The 17,471-nt window shown below is 45.3% G+C and carries 15 protein-coding genes and 1 tRNA gene; 13 read left to right on the forward strand and 3 right to left on the reverse strand.

Features of this window, described 5'->3' with window-relative positions; translation table 11 throughout:
- Positions 1-57: 57 nt before the first annotated feature.
- Both BLV62_RS19110 and BLV62_RS19115 read left to right on the forward strand, forming a co-directional pair.
- Positions 58-1,977: a menaquinone biosynthesis decarboxylase gene (locus BLV62_RS19110; RefSeq protein ID WP_089763572.1), complete on the forward strand. Its 1,920-nt coding sequence runs from the start codon at positions 58-60 to the stop codon at positions 1,975-1,977.
- Positions 1,949-2,437 carry a DUF6265 family protein gene (locus tag BLV62_RS19115; protein ID WP_089763573.1) on the forward strand — a complete coding sequence of 163 codons (489 nt, stop codon included), beginning with the start codon at positions 1,949-1,951 and terminating at the stop codon, positions 2,435-2,437. Before BLV62_RS19110 ends, BLV62_RS19115 begins: the two co-directional genes overlap by 29 nt.
- 187 nt (positions 2,438-2,624) lie before the next feature.
- Here the strand turns inward: BLV62_RS19115 and BLV62_RS19120 are convergent, their stop codons facing one another.
- A complete protein-coding gene (locus BLV62_RS19120; RefSeq protein WP_089763574.1) occupies positions 2,625-4,208 on the reverse strand; it encodes a peptide chain release factor 3 in 1,584 nt (527 codons plus the stop codon).
- A 102-nt stretch (positions 4,209-4,310) separates the two neighbouring features.
- Between BLV62_RS19120 and BLV62_RS19125 the strand changes: the two genes are divergently transcribed.
- The 4 genes from BLV62_RS19125 to BLV62_RS19140 all read left to right on the forward strand — a co-directional run bounded on the left by BLV62_RS19125 (position 4,311) and on the right by BLV62_RS19140 (position 9,628).
- Positions 4,311-5,564: an ABC transporter permease gene (locus tag BLV62_RS19125; RefSeq protein ID WP_089763575.1), complete on the forward strand. Its 1,254-nt coding sequence runs from the start codon at positions 4,311-4,313 to the stop codon at positions 5,562-5,564.
- 73 nt (positions 5,565-5,637) lie between these two features.
- The gene (gene tsaD, locus BLV62_RS19130; protein WP_089763576.1) at positions 5,638-6,657 is read left to right on the forward strand and encodes a tRNA (adenosine(37)-N6)-threonylcarbamoyltransferase complex transferase subunit TsaD; all 1,020 of its coding nucleotides are present in this window, start codon (positions 5,638-5,640) and stop codon (positions 6,655-6,657) included.
- Between the two features lie 109 nt (positions 6,658-6,766).
- Positions 6,767-8,902, forward strand: a complete 2,136-nt coding sequence (locus tag BLV62_RS19135; protein WP_089763577.1) for an alpha-L-fucosidase — start codon at positions 6,767-6,769, stop codon at positions 8,900-8,902.
- Positions 8,903-8,905: 3 nt separating this feature from the next.
- Positions 8,906-9,628 (forward strand): tRNA1(Val) (adenine(37)-N6)-methyltransferase, encoded by a 723-nt coding sequence (locus tag BLV62_RS19140; protein ID WP_089763578.1) that lies wholly within the window; start codon positions 8,906-8,908, stop codon positions 9,626-9,628.
- Here BLV62_RS19140 and BLV62_RS19145 read toward each other — a convergent pair.
- Complete coding sequence (locus tag BLV62_RS19145; protein WP_089763579.1) at positions 9,617-10,837, reverse strand: NAD(P)-dependent oxidoreductase; 1,221 nt, start codon at positions 10,835-10,837, stop codon at positions 9,617-9,619. The genes BLV62_RS19140 and BLV62_RS19145 overlap by 12 nt on opposite strands.
- Positions 10,838-10,970: 133 nt before the next feature.
- Here BLV62_RS19145 and BLV62_RS19150 point away from each other — a divergent pair.
- The 5 genes from BLV62_RS19150 to BLV62_RS19170 all read left to right on the forward strand — a co-directional run bounded on the left by BLV62_RS19150 (position 10,971) and on the right by BLV62_RS19170 (position 15,384).
- Positions 10,971-11,057 (forward strand) — tRNA-Leu (locus BLV62_RS19150).
- A gap of 537 nt (positions 11,058-11,594) precedes the next feature.
- Positions 11,595-12,695, forward strand: coding sequence for a YbjQ family protein (locus tag BLV62_RS19155; RefSeq protein WP_168927912.1), 1,101 nt, complete (start codon positions 11,595-11,597; stop codon positions 12,693-12,695).
- A 183-nt stretch (positions 12,696-12,878) separates the two neighbouring features.
- A complete protein-coding gene (locus BLV62_RS19160; RefSeq protein WP_089763581.1) occupies positions 12,879-13,898 on the forward strand; it encodes an outer membrane protein assembly factor BamB family protein in 1,020 nt (339 codons plus the stop codon).
- Between the two features lie 133 nt (positions 13,899-14,031).
- A complete protein-coding gene (locus BLV62_RS19165) occupies positions 14,032-14,766 on the forward strand; it encodes a helix-turn-helix transcriptional regulator (protein WP_089763582.1) in 735 nt (244 codons plus the stop codon).
- 69 nt (positions 14,767-14,835) lie between these two features.
- Entirely contained in the window at positions 14,836-15,384 is a 549-nt protein-coding gene (locus BLV62_RS19170; protein WP_089763583.1) for a dihydrofolate reductase family protein, read from the forward strand.
- A gap of 65 nt (positions 15,385-15,449) precedes the next feature.
- Here BLV62_RS19170 and BLV62_RS19175 read toward each other — a convergent pair whose 3' ends face one another.
- Positions 15,450-15,974, reverse strand: coding sequence for a hypothetical protein (locus BLV62_RS19175; RefSeq protein WP_089763584.1), 525 nt, complete (start codon positions 15,972-15,974; stop codon positions 15,450-15,452).
- Positions 15,975-16,205: 231 nt separating this feature from the next.
- Between BLV62_RS19175 and BLV62_RS19180 the strand changes: the two genes are divergently transcribed.
- Positions 16,206-17,033: an alpha/beta fold hydrolase gene (locus BLV62_RS19180; protein ID WP_089763585.1), complete on the forward strand. Its 828-nt coding sequence runs from the start codon at positions 16,206-16,208 to the stop codon at positions 17,031-17,033.
- A 227-nt stretch (positions 17,034-17,260) separates the two neighbouring features.
- Positions 17,261-17,471, forward strand: a 211-nt coding sequence (locus BLV62_RS29005) for a DUF4372 domain-containing protein (protein WP_139170285.1), incomplete at its 3' end; no start/stop codon positions are given.

Consider the following 17,471-nt stretch of genomic DNA (forward strand, 5'->3'; position numbering starts at 1 on the left):
TCTTTTCTCCTCTCTGTAAATTCTATTACTTTTGTTGACTGGTAACAAGATTCAAACATGGCATATAAAAATCTCAGGCATTTCATAGAAACGCTGGAACAGGCAGGAGAACTGGTTCGCATCAAAACATACGTGGACCCGAAACTGGAAATCGCTGAAATTACAGATAGGATAAGCAAATCGCCCGACGGAGGTAAAGCATTGCTTTTTGAGAACACAGGAACCGATTTTCCTGTTCTGATCAACTCCATGGGCAGTTACCGCCGTATGTGCCTGGCCCTGGGCGTCCGGGAACTGGACGATATTGCCGGTGAAATTGAAGCGCTCTTTAAAATGCTCTCTAAACCCAAAGAGAGCATCCTCGATAAACTGTCGATGCTGCCTAAATTAGGCCAGTTTGCTTCCTGGATGCCTAAAGTAACAGGCGGCAAAGGAGCCTGCCAGGAAGTGGTGATGACCAATCCCGATCTCACAAAGCTGCCGGTACTCACCTGCTGGCCTAAAGACGGAGGTCCGTTCATTACGCTCCCTGTCATCCATACCAAAGATCCCCTCACCGGCACAAGGAACGTAGGCATGTACCGGATGCAGGTATTCGAAAAAGATATGACCGGGATGCACTGGCATAAACATAAAGTTTCTGCCAAGCATTTTTCTGAATACAAAAAGCTGAATAAAAAAATGCCGGTAGCCGTTGTTTTAGGCGGCGACCCGGTTTACACTTACTCCGCAACCGCCCCGCTTCCTGAAAACGTGGACGAATACATGCTCGCAGGCTTCCTGCGCAAAAAGAAAGTTGAACTGGTGAAATGTATCACCCAACCGGAAATTGAAGTGCCGGCAGATGCAGATTTTGTTATAGAAGGATATGTAGACCCGGTGGAAGACCTTATCTGGGAAGGACCATTCGGTGATCATACAGGGTATTACAGCCTGGCCGACTGGTACCCGCGCTTCCACGTAACTGCTATCACCCACCGTAAAGACGCCGTTTACCCGTCTACTATCGTGGGTATCCCGCCGCAGGAAGATGCGTGGATCGGAAAAGCTACAGAAAGGATCTTCCTGGCGCCAATAAAAATGACCCTGGTGCCTGAAATAGTGGATATGGAAATGCCGGTGGAAGGCGTATTCCATAACCTGGTGATTTCGCAGATCAGGAAAGATTATCCCGGCCAGGCGCAGAAGGTAATGAACGCCATGTGGGGCGCCGGCCAGATGATGTTCAATAAGATACTGGTAGTGACAGACGATGGAGTGAAGATCAACAACTACCTGCAGCTCGCCCAATACGTATTCAAAAACCTCAACCCGGCAACAGATATTTACCTGAGCCAGGGGCCTATGGACGTGCTGGATCACTCCTGTTCCAAAATGGGCTTCGGAGGGAAGATGTGCATAGATGGTACCCGCAAATATGAAGAGGAACTGGATACAGTGTTCCAATCCGTTCCTTCTCCTGCAACCCTGGATACCGCAGCTATCATGCAGCAGTTCCCGGAAATTAAAGGAATAAACGCCAGACTGCTGCAGCAGGATATTTCCTGCATCCTGGTAGCAGTAGAGAAGAACAGGCCTTTTCATATCAGGGAACTGAACGAACAGCTATACACGCTGCCGGCAGTGGCAGGAGTGAAAATGATCCTGTATGTAGAGCATACCGTAGACGTAAACGACCTGGCATCTGCGCTTTGGCGTTTCTGCAATAACCTTGATCCGAAACGCGACAGCTTTGTCGTTCGCCAGCCCACCAGCGAAGGGAAATACCTCGGCGGAATTGGAATGGACGGTACCCTGAAGAACAAGGTATTGGATAACTTCGAAAGGGACTGGCCTAATATCATCGTCGCAGCCGACGATACAATTAAAAAGGTAGATGAAAAATGGTCTGCTTTAGGCCTGGGTGAATTCTTACCTTCACCTTCACTGAAATACAAACACCAGATCTATGGAGAAGAAGCGGTGGTTCAACAGTAGCCTGGTGCTATTGTTACTTTCATTAAGTTACAGCCTGCCCGCCTATAGCCAGGCCAGGGCTGCCGACGCCTATATGCTGAATAAGCTTAACGGCACATGGGTGATGTCTACCCGCCGCAGCACTATCATCGAAACCTGGACGCAGCAAAACGACTCTACCTGGACAGGCAAAACCTGGCGGGTAGTAAAAAATGACAGTACCCTACAACAATCCGTAATGCTGGTTAAAAGAGGTGAAGAACTCTTTTTTATACCTGAATACGAAGGAGATCCCGGTCATCCCGCCAGGCTTAAACTGCGCGTACTGAAGCCGATCGGCTTCGTGGCTGAAGACCTGGCCAACGACTTCCCCAAGAAGATCACTTACCGGTTCAAAGACGACCGCCACCTGGACGCCAGGGTGGAAGGCGCGCGGGACGGCACTATCCAGGAGTACATCTTCAACTACCAAAAACAGTAGTTTCACGCAAAGGGGCAAAGGAGCAAAGAAGCATAAGATATTTTTTTAAGAATAAAAAGAAAGCAAAGGGAGCGGAGATTATGTTATCATACAATCTCCGCTCCCTTTGCTTTCTTAAAATTCGCTTCAGTCAAAATTCCTTTGCTTCTTTGCTCCTTTGCCCCTTTGCGTGAAACTCCCCGTGGAACTATTTATGGATCTCGGACGAGAAGTTAAATTGGATGTCCGGGTTGTTGGTGCGCTCGGTGTTCAGGTACCATTCTGATTGGGCGAGGTAAACCAGGTGTCCGTCCTTATCTTCTACGATGTTGGATGATTTGAAACGGATAAAGTCTTCTATCTTATTCTTCGGCCCTGTTAACCAGCAGGCTTTATAGAATGGAAGGGTATTGAACTGGCAGGCAGCCCCGTATTCCTGTAAAAGGCGGTATTGAATTACCTCGAACTGGAGATCTCCCACACAACCAATGATCTTCCTGTTGCCGCCGTGTTGCGTGAACAACTGCGCAACGCCTTCATCTGTGAGCTGGCGGATTCCTTTTTCAAGCTGCTTGGTTTTCATCGGGTCTTTGTTCACCAGCTCCTTGAACAGTTCAGGAGAGAAGCTTGGAATCCCTGTGAAGTAGAAGTTTTCGCCCTCTGTAAGGGTGTCGCCGATTTTGAAGTTGCCGGTATCGAACAGGCCGACTACGTCGCCAGGGAAGGCGTCGTCAACCACGTTCTTTTCACGGGCAAGGAAGCTGTAAGGATTGCTGAAACGCACGTCCTTATCCAGCCTTACGTGGTGATAGAATTTATTACGTTCGAATTTTCCTGAGCAAACGCGAAGGAATGCAATACGGTCGCGGTGCCGTGGATCCAGGTTTGCGTGTATCTTGAAGATGAAGCCGCTGAATTTGTCTTCATGCACATCGATCTCTCTGGTGGAAGCGGTGCGGTTGCGCGGGTTAGGCGCAATTTCCACGAAGGTATCCAACAGGTCTTTTACCCCGAAGTTGTTGACGGCGCTGCCGAAGAAAACCGGCGCCAGTTTGCCCTGCAGGTATTCTTCCTTGTCGAAAGTATCATAAACGCCTTCTATCAGTTCCACGTCGCCACGCAGCTGGGCTGCATCCTTTTCGTTGAAATGTTCATCTATATAGCTGCTACTGAGATCTTCCAACGGCACAACGTCTTCATCTGTCGCTTTCTTATTGGGCTGGAATGCTACCAGGCTTTTATCATACAGGTTGTATACGCCTTTAAAATCGCTCCCCATATTGATAGGCCAGCTAAGCGGGCGTACCCTGATATTCAGTTTTTCTTCCAGCTCATCCAGCAGGTCGAACGGATTTTTACCATCCCGGTCCATTTTATTAACGAAGATGATCACCGGGGTATCGCGCATGCGGCATACTTCCATCAATCTTTCCGTTTGTTCTTCTACCCCTTTCACACAGTCGATCACCAGTACCACGCTGTCAACAGCCGTGAGGGTGCGGTAGGTATCTTCCGCAAAGTCTTTGTGGCCCGGGGTATCCAGGAGGTTAACAAGGATATCGCGATATTCGAAGGTCATCACGGAAGTGGCTACGGAGATACCTCTTTGCCTTTCTATTTCCATGAAGTCGGAAGTGGTGTGCTTCTTGATCTTGTTGGATTTTACGGCGCCGGCAGTCTGAATAGCGCCTCCGAACAGGAGGAATTTCTCCGTCAGCGTGGTTTTACCGGCATCCGGGTGGGCGATAATAGCAAAGGATTTTCTCTTATTGATTTCGTTAGCGTACTTCATATATATCCAAAAAATGGCTGCAAAGGTAACTAATTTTTTTGTGAGGCTTAATTTAGTGTTTGCCGGTGTTGCCAGTGTGCATAAATCCGTTAAATTTGAAATATGATCTCCACTCTCAAGATTTTATGGAATAGCTTCAAAATGGCCATGCAGGAACTGCGGGTTAATAAGCTGCGAACATTCCTTTCCCTGTTTGGCATCACGATAGGTATATTCTGTATCATTGGTGTATTAACCCTTACCGGCAGCCTCGAGTATAATATCCGTAAAGACCTTGCCGACCTCGGCGACGATGTGATCTACGTTCAGAAATGGCCCTGGGGCGGGGGAGGCGAATATCCCTGGTGGAAATACATGAACCGTCCGGAACCTGAATATAAAGAGCTTAAAATTATCCAGGATAAAGTACATAGCGCCAGTTTTGCCTCTTTCAATTTCGAATCGGGCGGTAAAAAAGTGGAGTATGGAAACGATTATATGGATGGAGTGAATATGATGGCCGTAACGCACGACTTCAGCCAGATCCAGACCCTCCAGATTGCCGATGGCCGCTACTTTGCCGCCAGCGAAAGCAATAACGGCGCAAACGTGGCAATTCTCGGGTATTCGATCTGGGATGGTCTCTTCTCCTCGCCGGAAGCCGCACTCGGTAAGATTGTAAAAGTATTGGGAAGAGATGTAAAAGTGATTGGCGTACTTAAAAAGAAAGGAGAGAGTATGATAGGAGGGATCGGTTACGATAACGCCATCATAATGCCTTATAAATTTGCCCGTACTATCGTGGATGAACGAAAGAACGGGGATCCGTATATTTTGGTAAAAGCCAATTCCAAAGCCTCTTTGGAGCAACTGAAAGATGAGCTCAGGGCGGTGATGAGGGCGCAGCACCGGTTAAAACCGACAGAGGAAGACGACTTCGCCCTGAACGAGATCAGTTCGGCCAACGACAGCCTGAACACCATGTTCGCTACCATTAACCTCACAGGAGGTTTTATTGCGTTCTTTTCCCTGCTGGTAGGTTCTTTCGGGATTGCCAATATCATGTTCGTAACAGTGAAGGAGCGAACAAATATCATCGGGCTGAAAAAGGCCATAGGAGCGAAACGACAGGTAATATTGATGGAATTTCTCCTGGAATCTGTCAGTCTTTCCCTCTTTGGCGGAATTATCGGGATGTTGCTGATCTATATCCTTACCATCGTGATCGGGGCTGTCAGTACCTTTGAAATGGTGCTGTCGCCGGGCACTATCCTTTTTGGTTTGTCGGTATCCATTGGCGTAGGAATGCTGGCCGGCTTTATTCCTGCCTACCTGGCCAGCAGGTTAGACCCTGTGGTGGCTATCCGAAGCAATTGATCAATAGTCATTATAAAGCTGAAAGGCGTCTCCGCTGATGCAGGGACGCCTTTTTTGATTATTTTTGCGGATTATGTCTGTTAAAATACTTGCAATCGAATCGTCTTGTGATGATACCGGCGCCGCAGTGCTGGTAGATGGTAAGATCTTATCCAACAAGATCGCGAACCAGAAAGTACATGAACAATACGGGGGGGTAGTGCCGGAGCTGGCTTCCCGCGCTCACCAGGAAAATATAGTGCCGGTAGTGGACATCGCGCTGAAAACGGCGGGAGTGAAGCCCGAAGAACTAAGTGCCATTGCATTTACCCAATCGCCCGGTTTAATAGGCTCTTTGCTGGTAGGCAGCTGTTTCGCCAAATCTATGGCCCTGGCTTTAGACATACCATTGATCGGGGTACATCACATGCAGGCGCATGTACTGGCCAATTTCATCGACGATCCAAAACCTGATTTCCCCTTCTTATGCCTGACAGTATCGGGCGGGCATACGCAGATAGTATTATGCGAAAGCCCCCTGTCGATGCGGGTGATAGGCGAAACCCTGGATGATGCGGCGGGAGAAGCGTTCGATAAAACGGCGAAGATCCTTGGCCTGCCTTATCCCGGAGGTCCGCTGATCGATAAATATGCACAGACAGGAGATCCGGACAGGTTCAAATTCCCCGAACCTAAGATCCCCGGGCTGGATTTCAGCTTCAGTGGCCTGAAAACAGCTATTCTTTATTTCCTCCAGGAAAATCAACAGCAGGATCCTGAGTTCATTCAACATAACCTGGCAGATATCTGCGCCTCTATTCAACAACGCATTATCAGCATCCTCCTTAATAAAGTTGTGAAAGCAACCCGGGAAACAGGGGTTAAAGACGTTGCCATTGCCGGTGGGGTAAGCGCCAACAGTGGTCTCAGGGCGGCCTTGCAGGAATACGGTCAGCAACACGGCTGGCGTACTTTCATCCCGAAATTTGAATATTGTACAGACAATGCAGGCATGATCGCTATTACCGCCTATTATAAGTACCTGGCCGGCGATTTTGCATCTTTGGATGCAGTGCCTACAGCCCGGGCCGAATTTGGCTTGCAGAGAGGGTAAAGAAGATAAGATACTACAAGAGAGGGAGAAGATATTAGTTGCTGATATCTTCTTTTTTTGTTTCTTTTATTTTTTAATCTCTTCTTTTTAAAAATAAAACAGTCGCTCAGTGAACAGGAAAAGGACAATTGTTATATTATTATCGTTGGTTTTACTGCTGAATGGCGCGCTGGCGCAGGCGCCAACGGCCAAAACAGAATGGCAGGACCAGAAGTATTCCATGTTTATTCACTGGGGCGCAATTTATTCTACCCTGGGTGGAGTCTGGGAAGGAAAACCGGTGACAAGAGGTTATAGTGAACAGATACAGTCGCATGCCGGTATTTACAGCGATGTTTACGCGGCGGTTGCCAAACGTTTCAACCCGGCCAACTGGAATGCCGATTCAATTGTATTACTGGCGAAAGCGGCAGGTATGAAGTCTGTTGTCATGACTTCAAAGCATCACGATGGATTCTGCATGTTCCATTCTGCCTATACCGACTACAACGTCGTAGATGCTACTCCATTTAAAAGAGATGTATTGAAAGAGTTATCGGAGGCTTGTCGCCGCCATGGTCTTAAATTCGGGATGTACTTTTCCCTGATCGACTGGCACTTTCCGCAAGCCTATCCTATCAGCAGCAGCAACAGCGATCCTATTACGCCCGAACACCACGAATTCAATAAAAAACAGGTAACAGAGCTGATGACGAACTATGGCCCGGTTTCAGAGATCTGGTTTGATATGGGTTCATTAACGGAACAACAAAGCCGCGACCTGGCAGACATTGTGCATCGCCTGCAACCGGGTTGTATGGTAAGCGGCAGGTTAGGTAATGATGCCGGTGATTTTTGCGTAATGGGAGATAACCAGTATCCTGATTATAAAATCGCATCGCCATGGCAAACGCCTGCATCGGTCTACGACGAAACCTGGGGATACAGGAGCTGGCAGAAACATGGACCGGTAGCAGACAAAGCGCATGAAAAACTAATAGGACTGATAAAAGTAGTGAGCCGCGGGGGGAACTACCTGCTGAATATAGGGCCGCGTGGCGATGGTTCGGTAGTGGATTTTGAAAGAGATGTGCTGCTGGCGAACGGGCAATGGCTGCAACAGAATGGTGAAGCTATTTACGGTACTACCGCCAATCCATTTGATACTACCTTCAGCTGGGGAGAAGTGACCGCGAAGCCCGGCAAATTATATCTTCATTTATTATCCAAACCAGGAAATAACCGGATAATACTGCCCGGTTTAACAAGCACTGTGTCTAAGGCCGCTGTGTTGGGCGGCAGTAAGGCTATCAAAATAAAAACCAGCAAACAGGGTAATAACACCATCGTCCAGTTGCCGGTTGATTTTAACCCGGCAGATAAGGAGATCCCTGTAGTGGCGTTATCGTTCAACCAGGGAGTGCAGATCACTCCATTGCACCTGATCAGGAACGCCGCTGTATTGAACCGCTTTAATGCAGTGCCGCTCTATAGCTTCTCGGGGTCTGATTATGAAAGCTATTACCGCAGCCAGGTAGGCAATTCCTGGACTTTTACAGCTGCCGGTTCTGCTGATTTGCAGTTAAGATATAGTGAAGAAGAGAAGGGGAAAACAATACGTCTTTCGCTGAATGGGCAATCCCATGAAATTGCGTTGAATAACGGGAAGGTCAGCACCCTCGACAATCATCCCGAGTCCCTGGCCTGGGGGCCTATGTATAGTTCCGGTCCTTATTGGTCGGGTATCGACGGCGCGCACGGCGATCTGCATAATATAGATCCTTCACGCCCCTGGCCCGATGCCGGCGGCAGTACATGGACCCGGCACGATGACTGGAAAAATGACGCGCTTATTCCATTAAGCGACGACAGAACAAGCGCCCTCTATATCCTCCAGGAAATCACCGCCCCTGAGGCAGGCGACTACCTGGTAGGCTTTACCAGCGGAGATGGGATCGCGGTATTTTTAAACGGCGAAGAGCAGATCGTACATAATAATCCTGAAAGAGGCGAAACACAGCGGGAAGTGCTGTTATTGCCCCTGAAGGCCGGCAAAAACCAGTTGGTGGTCAAGTACTATAACCGTTTTGCAAAAGCGCCTGTAGTAGGTATTAACCGTAATATACCGCAAGTGATGTATACACAGCCATTATCAGTAAATTTGCCGGCACAGCCGGTGAAGGCCGAGTTGAGGGAAGCCAGGCCGGTTTCGCCTCACCGGAACTTGAGAATGCCTAACCTGGCAGTGTTGATAGATTCGAAATAGACAATGGCTAATACCTTTTTCAAGTTTAAACAGTTTACCGTACACCAGGATCTGTGCGCCATGAAGGTTTGCACAGATGCCTGTGTACAGGGCGCATATACCGGTCGTTACTTCAAAGATAACCAACTAACGGCGCCGGCTATACTGGATATTGGCGCCGGTACGGGGTTGCTGAGCCTGATGCTGGCCCAGCAAACGGCTTCTGCGATCACCGCTGTGGAACTGGACGCCAAGGCGGCTTTGCAGGCAAAGCAGAATTTCAACGCGTCTCTCTGGGCCGGGCGTTTGCAACTAATACAGACGGATATACGAACGTGGTCAGTTAACCCGCCTTTCGATTTTATCATTACCAATCCCCCTTTTTACGAATCGGCGCTCCGGAGTGGGCATGCGCAGAAAGACCAGGCAATGCATGCCACAAACCTGGGGTATGCGGATCTGCTTAAAGCGATAGACAGGCTGCTATCGGCCAGTGGAGAGGTTTCTGTGTTGTTGCCTTACCCGTCATTTACCGGCTTTGAAGCCCTGGCTATAAAGCAAGGGTTCTATTTAAAACAGGTATTGTATGTTCGTCAAAGCGTGAACCACGGTTACTTCCGGACGGTGGGCATCTTCAGCAGACAACCCGCGGAAACCCATATAACGGAACTGATCATTCGCGATGCGGCGAATAACTATACCGCAGAATTCATTGAATTGCTAAAGCCATATTATTTAATCTTCTGACTTTCCTGAAGCATAATCTTCCAGGTATTGGTAGTGAGGCGTAAGCTGGCCGTCTTTGGTGATGGTTGCATTTTCCATCATTTCGTTGCCTGGTTGCAGCAGCGCTTCAAACACGTATTTCATCAGTTGGTCGCCGAAATATTGTGAAGCATCTCTCGGCAGCTCATTCGGCAGATTGCCAACGCACATCATGTCTACGGTATCTGCTAAATAAGGGGCTGTTTGCTGCATGGTATCTTTTGTAACGCCGTAAACAGGGTTTTCTATGGTGCTGTCGCCCAGGTTGCAGGGGATAGATCCCTGTGTATCGTCGGTAATATCTGCAATCACTTTGATATGGAAGTTTTCTTTCCGCAGGTCTGAAGCCAGGAATAAAGGCGGGATATTATGATCCCAGTAAATGCCGTTGATCAGCAGGTCGCTTACGGTAACATATGGAAGGAACCTGCATTCGTATTGATCCGGGTGCTGGTGAAAGTCGGACCGGCTGTAGGTTTTATCGTTCTTTCGCAGGTATAATTCCCCTGCTTTCAATTGCGTGTATACCGGGTATGCATATTGGTTCACGAGGTATTCTTCCGGGGGGATGTATTTGATGCCCAGCAGTCCCATTATTTCCAGCGCTCCGGCGGCTACGCGTCCTGAACCTGTGATCACTATCTTCATTGGCGGAAGTTTTATGCCGAAGTAGTGCCCTATCAGGTCCTGGAAATCGTGCATGGTATATACTCTTTTCAGGTGGAAGCTATGTGTTTTTTCGCCATATGCCATGAGGCCATTATGGGCGCCTACGATGCCGGCAAAGAAGCCGAAACCCAGGATCCTTTGTCCGTCGGGGTGTACCAGGCATTCGTAATCAATGAGGGTGATCTTTTTCTTTAGGATCTCCTGCAGCATTTTTTGATTATGCGGTTGTTTTTTCTTTGTATGGCTGAAGAAGAGATATTTTTTGCCGGGTATCAGCTTGGCTGGAGGGATCTCTTTGATCCCGAACAGGATATCGCAATCGGCCAGGTCTTCTTTCAGGGGGATGCCTGCCTGGGAGTATTCCTCATCTTTAAAAGCCCTGATAGAAGAGGGTTGAACGTATATACGAACCTGGGGGAAGTGGTGCATGATCCATTGGCATTGCTTGGGTGTAAAAGCGACCCGGTTATCCTGCGGCTGTTTTTCTTCACGTATAAGTCCTATGTTTACGAGGTTTGCCATATCTGAAATTACGGCATTTTCTTTAAGCGGCGGTTTGATGATTTTTTAAAAGATTTTTAAGAAAGCATTTGGAGTTTCGGAAAGAGTGTCTATATTTGCATCCCGTTTCGGCGGAATAGTTCTTAAAAGTATTGCCCAGATGGCGGAATTGGTAGACGCGCTAGACTCAAAATCTTGTTTCGGCAACGGAGTGCAGGTTCGATTCCTGTTCTGGGCACCAGGAGGCTTGTAGGTATTTGGCTTACAAGCCTTTTTTGTTTGTGCGATCATCGAATCTGCCGCTTTTGAACACTATTGTTAACAAGCTAAATAGCCAACTGAAGTTCTCTCCATTCGCGGCTACTACAAAATATTCACAGGCAACAGCTACATAGAAAAAGCTGATTTAGTCGTCAAAATTCTGATAGTTCCAATTATCAAATTGTGCCTGACATTTTTTAATTAAGAAGTTTATTTGAAGATTTTTTCAATCACCTTTTCTCACTTCTTCCCGCAGCTTGCCGCGGTGGCAGGATGCACTATGTAAGAGCATTCGGTTGGTCTTCATATTTTCCATCACTTAAATCAATGCGCAGATAAATTTTATTGGAATAAAAGCAGAAAAGTGATATGATTCATTTATAGCTACGATTTAGGTCGTAGTAAAGGACCACTAGGTATGCGGTTACGTCTTTATTCTGCGCAGGTTATTGGGACCTAAAAATTTATACTAATTTGTGAAACTAACAAAACCTCACCTTTTTACTATTCAATGTATATGAAAAGTCCCAAAGACGTAATGGTAACTACTACTTCGACGATAGAAGGTGTTATCGTTAAGCGATATTTTAAACCTGTTTCTGCCCATGTTGTTGCAGGCACAAACCTTATTAGCGATTTTTTAGCAAGTTGGACTGATGTATTTGGCGGTCGGTCGGGAACCTATCAGCGACAATTAGCTTCGCTTTATGATGAGGCAATTGAACGGATAAAGATTGCCGCTTTTGAACTTGGGGCAAATGGTGTAGTTGGACTCAAGATTGACATGGACGAAATTTCAGGAAAAGGGAAATCCATGTTCATGCTTACTGCAGTTGGAACTGCTATACTCATGGAAAAGAAAGCAGGAGAAGATATTACTTTAGAAAAGAAAATTGAAAAATTTGACTATGTTGATATTGAACAAGTGAAGGCGCTGAGAACAAGGAACAACTATATTCAAGCAGCGAAGTCCGGCACTCTGAAACTTGATGAAGAGGCCTGGGAGTTAATTACAAGCCATCAAATCCATGAAATATTCCCTTATATAATAAAAAAAATGACGGAAGTAATAGAAATTGATGAAAAGTCAATTGAGGCTAAATCCCCTATATTCATTAAATCATTAATTGGATATCTAGGTGCGCTGCCTAATGGCATTCAACGCGAGCTTATACACGATTGCTTGCTCATTGAGGAGAATCGAAAAGTTCTTCCTGCCTTGTATGAAGTTATTGAGTCACTTGATTTATTCGATTTCGACCTTACAAATAATCTATTATCTAACTCTAGTTTTGAGATTCGAAAACGGGCGGTAAAGATCGCTAGTTTTGATAAACCCTTTTATAGTAGGGAAGATTTAAAGAATCTCGAAGAACTGGCAAATAAAATAGTTACAACATTTTCCGAACGAGGTAAAAGAACAATGAAGAAGCAGCTTTTGTCCTCTAAAGAAAGAGAAGTATGGATATGTGAATGTGGTAGAACAAATGACATAGACGATTACTGCGAATGCGGGAAAAATATAATTGGTTTTTCGCGGGGAGAGATGCAGCCAGAAGCAGTAGTTAGTAACATCAGGGAAAAAATAGATTTACTATCTGATTTATTAAATTCATAATAACTCAGTTTTTTTAAGCCAAATTGCTTTCCTATTACCTGGTTAGTCCTGTGTTCATCATGAACGGATCCGGATAGCTGAAAAGCTTTCAATCGAAGTACGCCAAAAAACAGCCGATTTTCTATCCATTATATTCAACGCCTGGTTTACCGGCCGTAAAAATTTTTACCAGATTGATTTACTATGAAACTTTTATTTACCATAGATCAACCCAGAACCTGTATCCCTGTAGGGAATAAAATTGTCATTGCTAAAGATGATATACTTACTGCCTACAACAGGAAGGATCTAACGCCAGCCTGGTCTGTGACAATAGGAAGAGATTTTTATTATTTGATTGGAAAAAGGTTGTCAATAATAGCTGACAAGCATGTACGGCAGTATGATCCTGAAACCGGAAAATTAGTGTTGGAGCGCGTCCTCGACAAAAGAGGGTTTTGTTATGCGGGGCCTGACGCTATGGTAATGGAAGAGCCTTGCAGTAATGGGAGCAAGTTATTGCAAAAAATTAACCTGGTATCCGGTGATATTGTCTGGTCAACTCACCTTCCGCCGGGCACCGATTTTTTTATCTCCAACGATGATGTATTGGTAGTGTTAGACGGAGAGAAAACTTTGACAGGTATTGACCTGCATAATGGCAATAAGATATGGAGCGTTGCTTTTTCGCTGTTGCTGCCGGATGCTGTTATAAATTCAGGTGTTCCTCCTGAAACGTATGGAGACTACTTTTATGTGTTCACGGAGAAAAGAGAGATGGTGCAGTTGGAAATGCGGACCGGCCAGTTGATGTATGTATTCCCGAGCGAAACTGTATTGGCAATTGTACCCACTTTCTTTGGCCAGCATGTGTATTTTTCAAGTGTAAGCAAAATACTGGAATTAAATGTTGCCGGCCAAGTTAGCCGGGAAATCGAATTTACGCCATACATTACTGGCGCGCCTTTTTATTTCAGAACTTATGTGGCGGTCAATGATAATTATATACTACTTGCCAATAGCAGGACTTGTGAAGTATTGGTGTTTGACAAGCATACCGGCGCATTCGTCACTTCGTTCTGCACCGGCGACGAAAACTGGTATATCCGTGGTTACGTGTTCACAGCCAGCGGGGACCAGCTTTTTGTGGGAATGATGAAAACAGGCGATGTGATTTATGACCGGCTCAATATTTATTCACTAAAACCTGGTGAAGTGGGTTAGGGAACTTCTTAATCTATCTCCTTTCCGAAATCCTTAAATAGTTTCAATTGTTGGAATCGATTAATTTGTATTTTTATGTTGCAGCAAGTTACCCTCTGCAAATTGGATTGGCAATCTAACAAATCGCATCAGAATGAATTATAAGGAAATACCTCCAAGTTCAGTCTTAGCACCCTATATTCATACATTCTGGGAGTTAACAGGTGAGAAGACGGATAAACAATGGGAAAGAAATTTTCCCGATGGATGTGCGGGGATAGTCGTTAACTTAGGCGATACATGCATTACAGATAACGGACTAACCAAAATGGATTTTGGGAAAACCTACGCCGTAGGCGCAATGACTTCTTATAAAGATAGTTTCATAAAGAATGATACGCACTTGTTTGGCGTGTGTTTGAAACCGGGAGCATTCTCCAACTTTTACAATTTTGCTCCACAAAGTGAAATACTGGATCAAACCATTCAATTCGGGATGGAATATGCATGCAATATTGATAAATTCATTAAAGATCCTATCCGGTTTTTGAATGGGTTTTTCATTGAGAGGTTGCAAAGAAGGAGAGGAGGTTTAGAATCGGTCATTGAAGATATACATCAAACAAAAGGGCAGGTTGGTATAAGTGAGATCGCCAAAAAGAATTTCATAACTGTAAGGCAATTAGAGCGAAAATTCAAGACGCATTTAGGTGTAAGTCCCAAAGAATATGCTAATGTAGTCCGGTTTCAATATGCATTGTCTAAGATCCGGGAAACGGGGCGGGAAATGAGTTTATTGGATATAGCTATTGAATGCGGGTATTATGACCATTCTCATTTGGCAAACGATATAAAAAAGAACACCGGGATGGTTCCTTCTCAATTTTAATTTGTCGCATTTTTCCAAAGTTTTAATGGTTATCAAAATTAACTTTGCATATCATTAATATATAAGTAAATGCGTAAATTATCTTTATTCATCGCGACAAGCCTGGATGGTTACATTGCAAAGCCGAATGACGACCTACGTTTCCTGAAGCTCGTGGAAAAAGAAGGCGAAGATTATGGTTATGCCCGGTTTTCAAGTACGATCGATACAATAATCGTTGGTAGAAAAACCTATGACTATGTGCTGAAAGAGATCGGCCCCTCGCATTACGACAACGGGCAAAGAGACGTGTATGTCATAACAAGATCTCAAAGGCCGGGCGTGGGTAGAACAACTTTTTATACCGGAAGTTTAACTGAACTCGTTAAACAACTGAAATCCGGAGAAGGGAAAGGTATTTATTGTGATGGAGGAGCAGAAATAATAAATGAGTTATTAAACCAGGAGCAGGTAGATGAGTTTACAATTTCGATCATACCAGTTCTGTTAGGCAATGGAACAAGGTTGTTCAAAGACGGAAGACCTGAACAATTACTTGACCTCATCGATGTGAAAACATTTGATACCGGGTTAACACAATTGTATTTCAGTAAGAAACAATCAGCCGTTAAGCAATAACAGTACATATGATTGCGATATTATTATTTTGATAATTTTATCGCAATCATATATTAACGTGTTACCTAGAAAGATAAACCAAACTGAAATCCTACCCCCACAGTAGATGGTAAATTGTTTCCAAACCTTGCAGGAATAGGTAAGGCAATGAAATAGCTGTGATCCTTTTTCTTCACTATCACCTTGTTTAGAACAGCCGTAACGCCATACCTGCCGCTGGTTTCAAGCGCCGCCCTGTTGGCAAGCGTGAAACCATTCCCCAACCCGATCAACAGCCCGGGATGCAGTAACAGCTTGCTCATCTTGCTTGTGCCATTGCCGGTTGTTATGATACCAACGGTCTCAAAAGAAAATCCAACTCGTTGGCTTTTCCATAGATTGATACCCGTAACTAATCCGCCGGTATAGGCGCCATTGAAGTTGAATTTCGCTCCATCATTTCCGAAAGTAACAATAGGGTGCATTATTCCGGCATACCCAGTTACCCTGATGGTGTTGACATTGGCATTAGACTGTTGGGCAAGTAATTGCGATGCTGGCGTCAGCATCGATAGGAGCAAGGTAAATTTTACTACAGTTGTATTTTTCATAACTGCAATACTAGTTACCCGGTTGCGTCGGAAATAGAACAGAATTATCTTTTTGAATGATATTTACTTTTTTGAGATGATTTAGTTGATGTTTTTCCTGCCTGTTGTATCAGGGCCGCCTTCAGCAGGGATTTTTTTTAATCTTTATTGCAACAAAATACCGGGTTTATCATAGTTCCAAAATGATCCTGGATGGCACCGCATTTGAGGAAACAGCATTAAAAAAATCACATGAAAGCTCCTCAGGTTAATTACAAAACGGTGGCGCTGAATGGCCTGGATATTTTTTATAGAGAAGCTGGCAATCCCGCAGCCCCGGCCATCCTGCTGCTTCACGGATATCCAAACTCTTCCTTTCTGTTCAGGAATTTAATACCGGTCCTGGCGGCTGAAAACTATTATGTGATTGCGCCGGATTTTCCGGGATTTGGTTATAGCAGCTATCCTGCTGCGGATGAGTTTCAGTATACTTTCGAGAATTACAGCAAGGTATTGTCTGAATTTGTAGAGAAGATGCAGTTGAAAAAGTTTGCTGTATTTCTGCATGATTATGGTTCGGTGATTGGCATGCGCATGGTGTTGATGCATCCTGAAAAGATCACCGCGTTGATATTCCAGGATAGTAATGCTTACGAAGAAGGATTGGGAAAAGAGTGGGATGCCAGCAAAGCGTATTGGGATAATCCGACGGCTGAAAATAGAAAGGCAATAGGAGAATTCCTGAATTTCGAAGGTTGCCGCGCACAATACCTGGCAGGTGTGCCAGAGGATCAGATCTCCCTGTTTACACCGGATACATGGACGCTTGACTGGACTTTCATGAATCGCCCCGGTCATATAGAAAACCTGTTTTCCCTATTTGAAGATTATAAACACAACAGGGTTTATTTCCCCAGGTTCCAGGAATTTTTCCGGAAGGTCCGGCCGCCAATGCTGGTGATCTGGGGCAAGCATGACGCCTACTACAGCGTTGCGGAGGCAACCTGTTATAAAAGAGATAATCCGGATACCGAAGTTCATGTTTTCAGTGCGGAGAAGGAATCCGCAAACAGCAGATGATCATCAAAAACAATTGCGATCGCGTCCATTTTTTCCATAAATGCACCAAATGTAGCAAAACTATGGGATTCGATTAATACGATGCTGATTTAATCGCATGTTTATAGCATTAACAATGTGATTTCTTATCACCATTGTCCGACTAAAATAATGTTTTAGGATGAAAAAAGGCAGTTCCGAAGAACCGCCCAATTTGGTAAGTTTGAGTTACCACACTTAAAATTACCATGGGCGAAAATAAAAGTTTTTCCGGACAGCCGGTATTATCTCAAATATTAGATGTAATACCCAGTGCTATAATCAATGCGGCAAACAGAAAGCATCAATCAAACCGTTATTATAAGCGCTTACCCTTGCGGGTTCATTTGGTAAGCCTTCTGTATGGGGTGTTCAGTTACTGTAACGGGCTGCGGGAGCTATGCGAGGGGCTGTTGGCCT

Source organism: Chitinophaga terrae (ex Kim and Jung 2007) (assembly GCF_900107795.1).
In the GTDB taxonomy this organism is placed as follows: domain Bacteria; phylum Bacteroidota; class Bacteroidia; order Chitinophagales; family Chitinophagaceae; genus Chitinophaga; species Chitinophaga terrae.

Coding starts and splice junctions, on each gene's coding strand:
- BLV62_RS19110 (WP_089763572.1), top strand. CDS start 58: ATGGCATATAAAAATCTCAGGCATTTCATAGAAACGCTGGAACAGGCA.
- BLV62_RS19115 (WP_089763573.1), top strand. CDS start 1,949: ATGGAGAAGAAGCGGTGGTTCAACAGTAGCCTGGTGCTATTGTTACTT.
- BLV62_RS19120 (WP_089763574.1), bottom strand. CDS start 4,208: ATGAAGTACGCTAACGAAATCAATAAGAGAAAATCCTTTGCTATTATC.
- BLV62_RS19125 (WP_089763575.1), top strand. CDS start 4,311: ATGATCTCCACTCTCAAGATTTTATGGAATAGCTTCAAAATGGCCATG.
- tsaD (WP_089763576.1), top strand. CDS start 5,638: ATGTCTGTTAAAATACTTGCAATCGAATCGTCTTGTGATGATACCGGC.
- BLV62_RS19140 (WP_089763578.1), top strand. CDS start 8,906: ATGGCTAATACCTTTTTCAAGTTTAAACAGTTTACCGTACACCAGGAT.
- BLV62_RS19145 (WP_089763579.1), bottom strand. CDS start 10,837: ATGGCAAACCTCGTAAACATAGGACTTATACGTGAAGAAAAACAGCCG.
- BLV62_RS19155 (WP_168927912.1), top strand. CDS start 11,595: ATGAAAAGTCCCAAAGACGTAATGGTAACTACTACTTCGACGATAGAA.
- BLV62_RS19160 (WP_089763581.1), top strand. CDS start 12,879: ATGAAACTTTTATTTACCATAGATCAACCCAGAACCTGTATCCCTGTA.
- BLV62_RS19165 (WP_089763582.1), top strand. CDS start 14,032: ATGAATTATAAGGAAATACCTCCAAGTTCAGTCTTAGCACCCTATATT.
- BLV62_RS19170 (WP_089763583.1), top strand. CDS start 14,836: ATGCGTAAATTATCTTTATTCATCGCGACAAGCCTGGATGGTTACATT.
- BLV62_RS19175 (WP_089763584.1), bottom strand. CDS start 15,974: ATGAAAAATACAACTGTAGTAAAATTTACCTTGCTCCTATCGATGCTG.
- BLV62_RS19180 (WP_089763585.1), top strand. CDS start 16,206: ATGAAAGCTCCTCAGGTTAATTACAAAACGGTGGCGCTGAATGGCCTG.